The 13,032-nt window shown below is 44.7% G+C and carries 10 protein-coding genes; 3 read left to right on the top strand and 7 right to left on the bottom strand.

The genetic code is table 11. From position 1 onward, the window contains the following. The first annotated feature begins 16 nt into the window (after nt 1-16). Nucleotides 17-424, top strand: coding sequence for a DUF5856 family protein (locus M2134_RS07210; protein WP_280752046.1), 408 nt, complete (start codon nt 17-19; stop codon nt 422-424). Nucleotides 425-514: 90 nt separating this feature from the next. Here the strand turns inward: M2134_RS07210 and M2134_RS07205 are convergent, their stop codons facing one another. The 7 genes from M2134_RS07205 to M2134_RS07175 form a co-directional block, all read right to left on the bottom strand. Beyond that, nucleotides 515-1,411 (bottom strand): DUF368 domain-containing protein, encoded by an 897-nt coding sequence (locus M2134_RS07205; protein WP_280752045.1) that lies wholly within the window; start codon nt 1,409-1,411, stop codon nt 515-517. A gap of 6 nt (nt 1,412-1,417) precedes the next feature. Then, on the bottom strand, nt 1,418-2,893 hold the full coding sequence (locus M2134_RS07200; RefSeq protein ID WP_280752044.1) for a tetratricopeptide repeat protein: 1,476 nt from the start codon (nt 2,891-2,893) through the stop codon (nt 1,418-1,420). A gap of 29 nt (nt 2,894-2,922) precedes the next feature. Beyond that, complete coding sequence (locus M2134_RS07195; RefSeq protein ID WP_280752043.1) at nt 2,923-4,626, bottom strand: glutamine--tRNA ligase/YqeY domain fusion protein; 1,704 nt, start codon at nt 4,624-4,626, stop codon at nt 2,923-2,925. A gap of 112 nt (nt 4,627-4,738) precedes the next feature. Beyond that, a complete protein-coding gene (locus M2134_RS07190) occupies nt 4,739-5,926 on the bottom strand; it encodes a 6-bladed beta-propeller (protein ID WP_280752042.1) in 1,188 nt (395 codons plus the stop codon). 2 nt (nt 5,927-5,928) lie between these two features. Then, nucleotides 5,929-7,095, bottom strand: coding sequence for a 6-bladed beta-propeller (locus M2134_RS07185; protein ID WP_280752041.1), 1,167 nt, complete (start codon nt 7,093-7,095; stop codon nt 5,929-5,931). Nucleotides 7,096-7,107: 12 nt separating this feature from the next. Next, nucleotides 7,108-8,217 carry a 6-bladed beta-propeller gene (locus M2134_RS07180; RefSeq protein ID WP_280752040.1) on the bottom strand — a complete coding sequence of 370 codons (1,110 nt, stop codon included), beginning with the start codon at nt 8,215-8,217 and terminating at the stop codon, nt 7,108-7,110. 1 nt (nt 8,218) lies between these two features. Continuing rightward, nucleotides 8,219-9,667 (bottom strand): carbohydrate binding domain-containing protein, encoded by a 1,449-nt coding sequence (locus M2134_RS07175; RefSeq protein ID WP_280752039.1) that lies wholly within the window; start codon nt 9,665-9,667, stop codon nt 8,219-8,221. Between the two features lie 702 nt (nt 9,668-10,369). Between M2134_RS07175 and ettA the strand changes: the two genes are divergently transcribed. Then, nucleotides 10,370-12,052, top strand: coding sequence for an energy-dependent translational throttle protein EttA (ettA, locus tag M2134_RS07170; protein WP_280752038.1), 1,683 nt, complete (start codon nt 10,370-10,372; stop codon nt 12,050-12,052). A gap of 13 nt (nt 12,053-12,065) precedes the next feature. Beyond that, nucleotides 12,066-12,701: a DUF1080 domain-containing protein gene (locus M2134_RS07165; RefSeq protein WP_280752037.1), complete on the top strand. Its 636-nt coding sequence runs from the start codon at nt 12,066-12,068 to the stop codon at nt 12,699-12,701. The last annotated feature ends 331 nt before the right edge of the window (nt 12,702-13,032 follow it).

Here is a 13,032-nt window from a genome sequence, read left to right as displayed (position 1 = left end):
AAAAACAAAAAGAAGTATGGAAGCAAAAGTAAAAGAAAAGACAGTGAGTGCAAGTCAGAGTAAGAAAGAATTAGCTGATTTTATCGGTGAGTTGTATGCCTTCAATGTAAGCCTGAAACTCTTTCATTGGCATGTGACCGGACCGGCAAGCTATGCGCAACATATGGCGTTAGACCAGGCCATTGATTCATTGAATGAAACATTGGATAGTGTGGCTGAAACATCTTACGCCCTGGTTGGCGACCTGGATATTGTTGTTCCGCAAATTAAAACACCGAATAATATTATCAAGCATGTCGAAGGATTCTACGATCATGTGCAGGAAGGCCGTAAACACTTTACGGAAGATTTCTCGGCCGGCTTGATGGATGATTTCCAGGAAGCGCTTCAGCAGTTGCTTTACAGATTGAAAAGATTGCAATAAAAACAAAGATACATTTAACCAATAACTTAACAAAAAACGGAGTTCTTCTCACAAGAGGAACTCCGTTTTTCATTTTCAAAAAAGAACTATTTATTTCTTTCCGGAGAGTTTTTCTAAAAAGTAAACCAGTAAGAATCCGATAACCATCAGTGCAAAACCCTGCCAGATATATTCATTCGGGAGAATGTTTGATTCGGCAATCTGAACCATTCCATGTTTGTCCATAGATTCTATCGTCTCTTTCCACGGCCATACCTTATTGAGCGATCCCAGCATAAATCCCGCCAAAACGGCTATCGTTATGTCATGAAACCGGCGAAGCGTATAAGAAAGAACGCGGGCGAAACTGGTGATACCGATGGCCGCGCCGCAGATAAAGACCAGCATAATAGGAATATCAAACGACTTCACCGCATCCATAATATAATAATACTTGCCCAGCAATACCAGAATAAAACTACCGGAGATGCCCGGAAGTATCATCGCGCAGATAGCGATCGCTCCCGAAAGGAAGATAAACCAAAGGCCATTGGGCGTTTCTGCTGGTGTGGCAATGGTGATAAACAAGGCGATAGCGGCACCAATAAGAAAGCAAACGATGGTTTTCCAATCCCATTTGCGGATATCTTTCGACACAAACCAGGTAGAGGCCAGTACCAATCCGAAGAAGAATGACCATACCAGGATTGGATGCGTTTCCAATAGCCAGGTGATCAGTTTCGCTAAAGAAAAGATACTGATCGCGATTCCCGTCACCAATGCAAGCAGGAAGTTTCCGTTTACCGCCTTCCAGAAGGCCGCCCATTTCCCTGTAAAGAAGAGTTTCAGGCTGGCTCCGTTAATGCTCTTGATAGACTCGATCAACTCTTCATAGATGCCGACAATAAAAGCAATCGTGCCGCCCGATACGCCGGGTACCACATCTGCAGCTCCCATTCCTATCCCTTTCAGCAATAAAACCGTATAATCCTTGATTGTCCTTTTCATATTGAATCAATTTTTATTTTCTTTTTTCCGGAAAAAGGCTTCCGTAAGCAGATCGTTCACGCTTGGTTTCTTGTTTACCGCCTCGTTTACTAAACGAAAAGAGGCATCCAACCCCGTATCCGTCATTTGCATATACAATTTCTTCTCATCGTCAGGTGCCTGTTGCAGGTGGCGGTTGCTGTTTTCCTCGTCGCCGGCCATCATATAGGCCACAGAAAGGAAAATATGTAACAGTTCCATATCCGGTTGTATCGTGGCTGCCTTTTCAAAGAAACGGATTGCCTGGGGTATATCGTTGATGATCATAAAAAACAATCCTTTGCTGTACAGGCTTTCCGGAATGGTGTCTGATTCGTACGTAGCGATGAGCGCGTTGGCCCGAGCCGCGATTTGCTCCAGCGTGATCCGGTATTCGCCATTCCCTTGCTTCTGTTCCATGTAGAGGAAGAAAAATAATATCTGCAAACGGATATTCTCCGGGAATAACAATGCGGCTTTTTCGATCACCCTGTAGGCCTCCTCTTCGCGGCCGGTCATGACACAGGCATTCATATAATGAATATAAAACGTCGGATCATAAACCAGGTTTTTGCCATATATATAGGGTTGCAAGAGTTCATACACCTTTTCTCCCTCGTCCATCTTTAGATAACATTCCGTTATCAATGGGAAAAGACGCTCCATCAACTCATCGTCCTCCTTGTTCATCTCAAGGATATCATTGAAATCCTCCAAGGCTTTGTCGAAACTTTCGTTCAACACAAGGCAATAGGCGCGAAGCATCTTCACTTCCACTTCCGATTCGTCGCAGGTCAGGGCAAAGTCGAAAGCCTCGATCGCTTTGTCGTATTCGCCGGATAACGAATGAATCCGCCCCAAGGCAAACCAATAATCAAAAGAGTAGGGGTTTCTGTCGATCAACTCATTGCAAAGCACAATCGCCTCTTCATACTCTCCCCGGGCTTCCAATACAAAACACCACTCTTCTTTCAGGATGATGTTTTTAGGAAAGAGAGAAAGTCCCCAGCGGATATATTCATAGGCTTCTTCGAGCATGTCCAGGTCGTTCAATAAAGGAGAGATATATTCAAACACAATCTCCATATAATCGGCCTCTTCCCGGATCAATTTTTCGGTCAATGCTTTTACTTTGGGGTAATCATTCAATGAAGCATAACATTCCATCGTCAAGAGATCGACTTCCTGTCCCAACGAATCGCCCAAGTCCGATAAGAGCGAGAGCGCTTCTTCGTAATCTTCATCGATGATGTATTTCCGGCTCTTACGGATCAACAGATCGGTATTGCCCGGGTGAAGTTTTAACCCAAGCGCCAATAGATCATCATACAGGGTGTAGTCGTCCTCTTCTTCCAGGCTGTTCAATAACTCATCCACTTCATCGGCATCGAAATAGATATCCTTCTCTTCCTGACGGGCGTTCAGATAACGATTCAAGAGACGTGAAATTTCGTCTTTCTTCATCCAAAAGATAGTTCAGTCTGTAAAATAAATTATGCTTTGTCTTTTACTTTGCTCCAGCTGTCTTTCAGGGAAACAGTCCGGTTGAATACCAATTTGTCTTCCCGGCTGTCGGGATCCAGGTTGAAGTATCCGATGCGTTGGAACTGGAAGTTGTCATAGGGCTTCGCCTTTTTCAATTCCGCTTCCACACGGCAGTTGGTCAATACCTGCAACGAGTCAGGATTCAACAGTTCCTTGAAGTCCCTGTCTTTCTCTTCCGAAGGATTCTCCACCATAAACAGGCGGTCATACAGGCGCACCTCCGCCGGTAGGCTGTGTTCGACAGATACCCAGTGGAGCGTTCCTTTCACCTTGCGGCCGCTATCGGGCATACCGCTTTTCGTGTTCGGATCGTATTCGGCATAGATCTCTTCGATTTCGCCGGCCTCGTTCTTCTTGCATCCTGTACACTTCACAATATAGGCACCTTTCAGGCGTACCTCCTTGTCGGGCGTCATACGGAAGAATTTCTTCGGAGCTTCTTCCATAAAGTCTTCCCGTTCGATATAGAGCTCGCGGCTGAAGGCTATTTCATGCGTTCCGGCTTCCGGATCCTCCGGATTGTTAATGGCTTCCATCATTTCCACCTGCCCTTCCGGGTAGTTAGTGATAATAAGCTTGACCGGATCGATCACTGCCGACACGCGGGGTGCCTTGATGTTCAGATCTTCCCGGATGGCATGTTCCAACAGGGCCACGTCGATAATACCGTCATACTTGGTGTAACCAATCTTCTTAACGAAGTTGCGAATCGATTGCGGCGTATAGCCGCGACGACGGAAACCGCAGATAGTCGGCATGCGGGGGTCGTCCCATCCATTCACCAATCCCTCTTTGACCAATTGCAATAGTTTGCGCTTGCTCATCACCGTATAGGTCAGGTTCAACCGGTTGAACTCGATCTGACGGGGGCGGTAGTTCGTATCTTTTTGTAACAGATCAATGAAATAATCATATAAGGGACGATGCACCTCGAACTCCAGCGTACATAATGAATGGGTCACCCCTTCGAAATAGTCGCTCTGTCCGTGGGCAAAGTCATACATCGGGTACACTTTCCACTCGTTGCCTGTACGGTGATGCGGCGTTTTAATGATGCGGTACATGATCGGGTCGCGGAAGTGCATATTGGAAGAGGCCATATCGATCTTGGCACGCAGGATCATGCTGCCCTCTTCGAACTCACCGGCCTGCATACGCATAAACAGATCGAGGTTTTCCTCTACCGGGCGATTGCGATAGGGACTTTCCGTGCCCGGTTGGGTAGGGGTGCCCTTTTGCTGAGCGATCACTTCGGCGCTTTGTTCGTCTATATAGGCTTTTCCCTGCTTGATCAGTTCAACAGCGAAGTCAAACAATTGCTGGAAATAGTCAGATGCATAAACCACCTCGTCCCATTGGAAACCAAGCCATTTGATGTCTTCCATAATGGAATCCACATACTCGACATCCTCTTTGACCGGATTGGTATCGTCGAAACGGAGTTTGCATATCCCGTTATAGTCTTCAGCAATCCCGAAGTCCATACAGATGGCCTTCGCATGGCCGATATGCAGATAGCCGTTTGGCTCCGGCGGGAAACGGGTCTGTATCCTTCCGTCGTTCTTACCTTCCGCCAGGTCTTTCTCAACCATTGCTTCAATGAAATTCAAGCTTTTCTTCTCTTCTTCACTGTTTATAATCATGTCGCTCATAGCATTCACTCTTTGTCGTTTAAAATAAAGCCACAAAGGTAGTGATTTCTTTGATTTCTTCCCCTGCTTATCTATATGAAAATGTAAATAACCAATACCCTTACGCTGTTTTTCAATCAATCCTTTTCCGAAAGTGATACATACAAATGATTGGGTTCCCCTGCTCTTCGTCTAATTGTTTGATAAACTCTATCACACGGCCCTTCATCGCACCTATTTCTTGTATTTCGATGAGTTGTTTGATGTCAGTAATTTGCTCCGAGGTAACATAGGTGATCAGCCATTCATCCGTAGCCATTACATTGTAAGAGTTAAATCCTCCAAGCATATTGTTTCTAAGGTATCCTGCATACAACTGCTTTTCTTGTTTGTCATACAATAGACTTTCTTCTTTCTCATTATCTGTTTTCATGTTAATAAAAAAGTAGTGCGCATTTTCCCAACAATTGTTGTATCCATATACCGGAAAGTTTTTGTTGATATACTCTGTGGATGATTCCGAACTGCCCATAAGAGGTGTGTTGTCTGTTTGGGGCGGATTCTTCTGGGCAAAGTCCAATATATACTTTACCTCCACACCTTCATCCGACAAAACATAGAGATAATTTGACAAAGGGTCGTTAAACAGCAGCTCGCCGGAAGAGGTCCGGGTAAAGGCATTGTTTCGTTGATAGGTTGGGAGTAGTCTGCCATTAAGGAAGGCATAGCCGGGTATCTTCATCTCCATTTTACCGGTTGAAAGATCTAAGTAATTCAACAACTGGGCACCACCCTTGTTGTTGTCGATCGCATTCTTTTCATAGACCGCCCCCTTATTATCTAATAAAGCAAAATCAAACCCTTGATTTTCAACAATTGTTTGACGCATGAACTTCCCGTTTAAATCATACCACATCAGTTTCGGAGGATAGGTATATAAGCAAACAAGCGAATCTTTAAGTGATAGGTCAAATCCCCTCAATTCTATATATTCCTGAGGTCCTGCCCCCTTGTTGTCAATCTTCAAGAGAGATTTGCCGGAACGATCAAAAACAAACAGTTGATGGCTTTTACTCGATACGAAAAAGCGATCGAAGGCATATTTTATATGAAAATACTCCGTTAGAAACGCGTCATGAAGCGTATCTAAGAGAACAATCTCTACCGAGTCAAACAAAAGAGAATAATCGAAATCGATATCTTTTGCCTGATCATATTCCAATACAACCGCATTTGAAGGGAACGATACTCCCTGGTTCTTTTCTACACAGGAAAAGAGTGGAAGGCAAAGAATTAATACAAAAAGATTTCTTACATGCATCACTACTTATTAATTTTATAAAAAACCAATACCGGGTTTGCGTCTTCAGCCAGGTTTTTTAATTGTTCTGGTAATAGTTCCGGGTGTGATTCCTGCCGCTCAAAAATCTGTTCCGGAGAAACAATCGAGAAAAAATACTGCCCGGATGCACCGGATATGATCGAATACAGAGGTAACTCTTTTGTTGGGACACCCGATACTCTTGTGCCACAATAGAGTAAGCGGCCTTGCTCCAAATCAAAAAACACAGTCTGTATATACCCCTCTTTGCTGAACGAAAAGTGTAAAACATTATCTATTATATAGAGATCCGATATTCCGAATGAATAGTCGGAATGGCTCAACGTGACAGGATCCATTTTATCTTCTATTTTCTCCATAGGAAGAAAGTTGGGCAAGGAAATGTTCGCAAAAGGAGTTATGCCCCCATTCTCCAATAGATACACTCGATTGTCGAATGGCTTGTTGTACAAGATATTGTCATCGTTGTAAAAGAATGGATGTGGATCCCCCAAGCCAAAAGCATAGTCAGCAATGGCATCATGCGGAAGGAAAGAGGAGTCGATCTTTTCACCACTTTTCGAGTAGAAAAGGAAAAAATGTTTCTCCTTTTCATTCGCGTAGTTATAATGTTCAGGTGTGTGAAAATAAAACCCTTCCGGAGTCAGACAGATGTTTTTGGGAGCTAAAAAAGTGATCGGTTTGTCATATAAATAGGCTCCTGTTTTTATGTCGTAATAAGACAGTCGTCGTTTTCCATTGTCGTAAGCGACCAACAGCCCATTTTCTTTGTCTAAAGTGAAATCCCTAAGATTGGCAAATTCTTTGGGACCGGTTCCTTTTTGGTCAATCGAATAGATTGCTTTTCCTTTTTTATTGAAACAGACTATTTTCGGGCTGCGATCAAGTATATAGATATAATCACCAGAAACCAACACCCTATTTATATTGCTTAATAACACTTCGTCAGACAATGGAATGTATGACACGCATGAAATTACCCCTTGGACTCCCTTCTCTTTATTGATGTCAGCGGCTTTTATCTCGATGGATACGGGGGCTGTTAAATCCAGCTTCGTTTCTTCCTGTTGATCAGTCTTTTTCCCTCCACATGACAAAAGGCAAAGAATAAAAGGAATAATTAATATATAGTAGGTATGGACTCTCATTTCTCTTTGTTTTTACTTTATTCTATATCTCACAATAACCCTGTTACCCTCTTCTTCTATGGGATATCTGGCGGATTTGTTTAGTGGGTAGTGCCCATTTCCATTATCTAAAATAAAGGATGGATTCAATGAAGAATAGAGATATCCCTCTTCGTAATCTAAGATCTCCAGATTGAAATCTTTATGATCTTTGAAAACCTTCTCGCCCGTATCCATATTAAATAAGAGAAAAGTGAGTCTCCCCCTTTTAACAAGAAAAGCCCATAGGGTATTGTCTACAACATACGACTCCAAGAAAAAAGAAGAATTTTGTTGGCTGTTAAAAAACAGCATAGGGTCAGCATAAGCCTCCGGAGGAATCGGTGCGTCTAACTCAAAATGAAAGGGTTGCATTTCTTGAGGAGAATTATGAGGACAATGGTAGAATGTCGAAGTAAAATGATCAAAAAAGACAAGCCCTTTTGGGGTAGAAATAAGTGGATTGGTCACGAAAGGAGGAAATGATACCTTAGCCGACTGTGAGGGAATGCGCTTTTCTTTTAAGTCCACATTCTTGTCGAAGAAAAACAACAGGAATGCATCCTCTTCCTTTATAAGGGTATTATGGTTGGTTGAGCAGACAAACCCCTCCGGTGTACTGCATATATTGTTGAATAATATCTCACCGATTTTCTTTGAAAACAGAAAATTTCCGGATAAATCATACATATAAACGGTTGCCGGAAGGGACAATATGGCAATTCGTTCGTTCTCTTCGTCTATGGTGAAATCCTTTATAGCACTATATTCCCCGGGACCACCTCCTGTACTTCCGATAGAATGACTGTAAGAACCATCGAAATGAAACACATGTACTTTCCTGGTTTGTACTCTGTCTAATATATAGTATTTCTTTTGGTATATATTCATTTTGTGAATATTTCCCATAAGACTCTTTTCTGAAAGTTCCAAGGGAGTACAATCGACGATTTCTAACAGTTCGTCAAGTGTTGTCTCCCCTTGAACTTCCAGTAAAGGGATAGTAGACGAAACAGCCTTTTCCGACTTCCCGCCACAGGAAGAGAGTCCGATGGTTATCCATGCGAACAGATATAGGAACAGCTTATTTCGTAAGTATCTCATATTACTGAAGGATTTTCTTGGACTGGCTTGTGCCGTCCGACATATTAACTTTTACAATAAACGGACCTTTCTGGTGAATATTTTTCGGGTTGGGTATTTTTTGTCCGGTCAGGCTGTAATACTCTTCCGACACGGCAACCGCTTCCGGTTTCTTGATTTCCGCGTTGGAGGTTTCATCACCGATCTTTCCGTCGAGTGAATATCGTTTGCAGAAATTCCATATTTCCAGATTCGCCATGATCTGTTTCGGATCGTAGGGAACGGAATGACCATGGGGTGTTGTGAGCTGGATCATTTCTACTCCGGTAGCCTCGTTTATCCAGAACTTTTTCTCCACCGTGCTGGTCGTACTTCCGGCCGGATAAGGATTGGTCACCACAGGAGGCGTAGCGCACTTATTCCATTCGATCCATTTATCCAGTATCGCCGGCACATACTCAGGTTTGAATACATCATCATACCGGCCGGTTATCTGGTGGATCGGCATCGGATGAGAACTTTGAGCCACATTCGGATTGGGTCCCCAGGAATGTCCCATGATAGGAGCCATGGCAGCTACTTTATCCGCCATATTATTGGCAATGCGGTAACAGAAATTGCCACCCCAGGAGAAGCCGGTAATATAGACTCGTTTTTTGTCGATCTTATAGCGGGCATACATATCGTCGATAATAGCTGAGAAGAAATTCAGGTCGGAATCGCCTGTCTGATCCCAGGAGCTCGCGGGTGGCTCGGGATAGACTACAACAAATTTCGCGGTGTCGGCAACCATCCAGAATTTGCCTCCGTCGAGCATGCCGTTTGCATCCATATTCATACCGGTGAAAGCCACAAGCAATGGACGGTTCTCCGGAAGATCGAGGGGTTCGTATACCAACATCGAGCGGGAGGCTCCATTTACTGTCAGATTCATGCGAACGTGTTCGTTTTCTGATTTTATAGTGGATGTCTCTTCGATAACAATATCATCGATATAATAGGTTTTTCCGGCAACGTAACCCATGTCGAACACCAGTTCCACCGAATTACCACCGGCTGTAAGGTCCTTAAACTCGATCTGTTGCCACTCATTCGAAACAGTAAAATCAGGCCAATACTGACCGCCCAACTGATTTCCACTGCGCGTCGATATACGCCCTTTGCCACCGCCGCCGACAGCGCGAACCCAGAACGTGACCTTATAGGTGTTTCTGGAAGTCAGTTTGACCGCCGGAGCCGCCACCTGCACGCTCCAGGCATCGGTGCCTGTTCCGTTGACCATCTTCAAGGCGTATTTCCCGCCATGTTTATCTTCTTGTGTAATATCGATCCCTTCGCCGATATTCAACTTGGTCCATCCCTCGATATTACCCGATTCGAAATCAAGGGTTGTCGTTGTTTGTCCCTGTAGAACCGGAACAAAAAGGAATGACAAAAAAATGAAAAGAAAAAATAGTGGTGTCTTACTCATATAATAGATATTTAAAAATGATGCACAAATATAGCCCCTAAAGGCTGACCAACTACCATCGTCATGTTACACAAATCTTACGGCAGGTTACAAAATAGCTCTTTTTACAACGTATAGGACAAAAGCAACCCAACTGACAACCTTTTTAGGGAGCATTATCCCTGCAGGAGGATTTATTGGCTGAGCATGGTCGGCCAACTGGTTGACAGTGCTCGACCAATTGGTTGACAATGGTGAGCCAAATGGCCGACCATGCTCAGCCAACAAGTTGTCCTACGGACTGAAAAAGTTGTCACTTGGAAGGGAAACACTTAAAATTAGTCTGGTATGTATTGCGTCGAAGACGCATGACGTTGATAAACCCCATGTGGAGCATAGCGGAACATGGGGCAGAGTGGAGCAACTCTCTTCCTTGGCCTCGAAGAGGTGGTACCGTCCCATATTTATATTATTAGTCCGACCTCTTCGAGGCCGATTAAAATGAATATCCCCCAATGCCCCATGCTCCGCTATTGCTCCACATGGGGTTTATCAACGTGATGCGTCTTCGACGCCGGGAGGCTGAGAATAAGATGCGTCTCAGCATAGCTCAACCATCGGTCGCTTAGCGAAGCGTAAAGCAAACAAGTTTGGCTCTGCGTTCGACTTTCACTATCTTTGCCATCAAACTTATAAAAGCTTAATCAATTACTACAAAAGAATATGGCAGACGACAAAAAAGTTATTTTTTCAATGGTGGGAGTGAATAAGATTTATCCTCCCCAGAAGCAGGTGCTTAAAAACATTTATCTCTCTTTCTTCTATGGTGCCAAGATCGGTATCATCGGTCTGAATGGCTCCGGTAAATCGACGCTGTTAAAGATTATTGCCGGCCTGGAAAAGGAGTTTCAGGGTGACGTGGTATTCTCGCCAGGGTATTCGGTGGGCTACCTGGAACAGGATCCGCAGTTGGAGGCGGGCAAGACCGTCAAAGAGATCGTGCAGGAAGGTGTACAGGAGATTGTAGATACACTGGCCGAATATGAAGCGATCAATGAGAAATTCGGGTTACCGGAGTATTATGAAGATGCTGACAAAATGGATAAACTCTTTGCTCGTCAGGCTGAGTTGCAAGATAAGATCGATGCCAGCGATGCCTGGAACCTGGACAGCCGTCTGGAACGCGCGATGGACGCCTTGCGTTGTCCGCCGGAAGATCAGGTGGTCGATACGCTGTCGGGAGGTGAACGCCGCCGGGTAGCTCTCTGCCGGTTGTTATTGAAACAACCCGATGTGTTACTGCTCGATGAGCCGACCAACCACTTGGATGCCGAGTCGATCGACTGGTTGGAACAGCACTTACAGCAATATGCCGGAACGGTGATCTGTATTACGCACGACCGCTATTTCCTCGATCACGTGGCCGGTTGGATTCTCGAACTCGACCGTGGCGAAGGTATCCCCTGGAAGGGTAACTACTCTTCCTGGCTCGATCAAAAGACCAAACGCATGGCGCAGGAAGAAAAACAGGCCAGCAAACGCCGGAAGACCCTGGAACGCGAGTTGGAATGGATCAGCATGGCACCGAAAGCCCGTCAGGCCAAAGGTAAAGCTCGTTTGAATTCGTATGAAAAGCTATTGAATGAAGACCAGCGAGAAAAAGAAGAAAAATTGGAAATCTTTATTCCGAACGGGCCTCGTTTGGGGAATAAGGTGATCGAAGCGCAGCATGTAGCGAAGGCTTTTGGTGAAAAGCTATTGTTCGACGATTTGAACTTTATGCTTCCGCCGAATGGTATCGTAGGGGTGATCGGGCCGAATGGTGCCGGTAAAACCACCCTGTTTAAGATGATCATGGAGATGGAATCGGTAGACAAAGGTAATTTTGAGGTAGGAGAGACGGTGGTGATCGGTTATGCAGACCAGACCCATAAAGATATCGACCCGAACAAAACGGTCTATCAGGTGATTTCCGGCGGACAAGAGTTGATCAGAGTCGGCAATAAGGAGGTGAATGCCCGTGCCTATCTGTCGAAGTTCAACTTCAACGGCGCCGACCAGGAGAAGCTTTGCAGCGTACTGTCGGGTGGTGAGAAGAACCGTTTGCACCTGGCGCTGACACTAAAAGCCGGAGGCAATGTGTTGTTGCTCGACGAACCGACCAACGATATCGACGTGAACACCCTGCGCGCCTTGGAAGAGGGCTTGGAAGGCTTTGCCGGATGTGCGGTGGTTATCTCCCACGACCGTTGGTTCCTGGATCGTATTTGTACGCATATCCTGTCGTTTGAAGGTGATTCGAATGTGGTTTACTACGAAGGAACCTATTCGGAATACGAAGAATACAAACGGAAACAAAACGGATACGAAGAGCCGAAACGGGTGAGATACAGAAAGTTAAATTAAATACGCGATTGTTATGAGTAAAAAGATCTATGTATTAAGTGTATTGTTTATTGCTTTTGGGCTGAATCTGTCGGCTCAGAAGACAGAGAAGTTATTCAATGGAAAGGATTTGTCGAACTGGAGCTTTGTGGTCGATAAGAACTCAAAACCGGCGGAGCAGGTCTATTCCGTGAAAGACGGTGTGATTTGTATTGAAGGTACGCTGGGGTATATGTATACCAAAGAGAGGTATGCCGATTATAAACTGCATGTGGAGTGGCGATGGCCTAATGAACCGAATAACAGTGGTATATTCCTGTTGATCGACGAGCCGAACAATCCTTTTCCGAACGGCATCGAATGTCAGTTGCAAGCCGGAAATGCAGGCGATTTTGTCTGTTTAGGAGGTTCTGATCTGTTTGAGTTTCATCAACGCCCGGGAACAGAACGCCCGAAATTTCCGGTTGTAAAGAAAGCAAATGCCTCCAGCGAGAAAGAAGCCGGCGAATGGAACGAAGCCAATATCTGGGTAAAAGACGGTACAATCACAGTCTATATCAATGGTGTCTACCAGAATACCGGAACAAACAAAGTGAAAAGCGGACACATTGGCCTTCAAAGCGAAGGAAAGGATATTCAGTTCCGTAATGTGACTGTCACTCGGTGGTGATAGAAGCCCGCTATGTAACTGTGACAAAGTGATAACAGCCCCCGCTATGTAACTGTGACAAAGTGATAATAGAAGCCCGAAAGGGCTTCTACTTGGATAACCCCGAGCAAAGCCGTCAGGCACAGCTCGGGGTAGACATAATCTATATATGAAACAATCTCCGTAGGAGTTCAACGGTTGAACTCCTACGGAGATCTTTTTTTGCTATTCGGCAAAAACCCCGAGCTGCGCCAATAGGCTTGCACGGGGTTGTACTAAATCCCGCCGAAGCGGGATCGTTTGTTATTTCATATATTGCGTTGAAATAAACACCACTTCAAATCAACGCGTG

The sequence above is a fragment of the Parabacteroides sp. PM6-13 genome, assembly GCF_029892605.1.
Taxonomy (GTDB): Bacteria; Bacteroidota; Bacteroidia; order Bacteroidales; family Tannerellaceae; genus QVMG01.
Note: the sequence above shows the minus strand (reverse complement) of the source record. Positions and strands in the feature narration are given on the sequence as shown.

Coding starts and splice junctions, on each gene's coding strand:
- M2134_RS07190 (WP_280752042.1), bottom strand. CDS start 5,926: ATGCATGTAAGAAATCTTTTTGTATTAATTCTTTGCCTTCCACTCTTT.
- M2134_RS07175 (WP_280752039.1), bottom strand. CDS start 9,667: ATGAGTAAGACACCACTATTTTTTCTTTTCATTTTTTTGTCATTCCTT.
- M2134_RS07205 (WP_280752045.1), bottom strand. CDS start 1,411: ATGAAAAGGACAATCAAGGATTATACGGTTTTATTGCTGAAAGGGATA.
- M2134_RS07210 (WP_280752046.1), top strand. CDS start 17: ATGGAAGCAAAAGTAAAAGAAAAGACAGTGAGTGCAAGTCAGAGTAAG.
- M2134_RS07195 (WP_280752043.1), bottom strand. CDS start 4,626: ATGAGCGACATGATTATAAACAGTGAAGAAGAGAAGAAAAGCTTGAAT.
- M2134_RS07185 (WP_280752041.1), bottom strand. CDS start 7,095: ATGAGAGTCCATACCTACTATATATTAATTATTCCTTTTATTCTTTGC.
- M2134_RS07180 (WP_280752040.1), bottom strand. CDS start 8,217: ATGAGATACTTACGAAATAAGCTGTTCCTATATCTGTTCGCATGGATA.
- M2134_RS07165 (WP_280752037.1), top strand. CDS start 12,066: ATGAGTAAAAAGATCTATGTATTAAGTGTATTGTTTATTGCTTTTGGG.
- ettA (WP_280752038.1), top strand. CDS start 10,370: ATGGCAGACGACAAAAAAGTTATTTTTTCAATGGTGGGAGTGAATAAG.
- M2134_RS07200 (WP_280752044.1), bottom strand. CDS start 2,893: ATGAAGAAAGACGAAATTTCACGTCTCTTGAATCGTTATCTGAACGCC.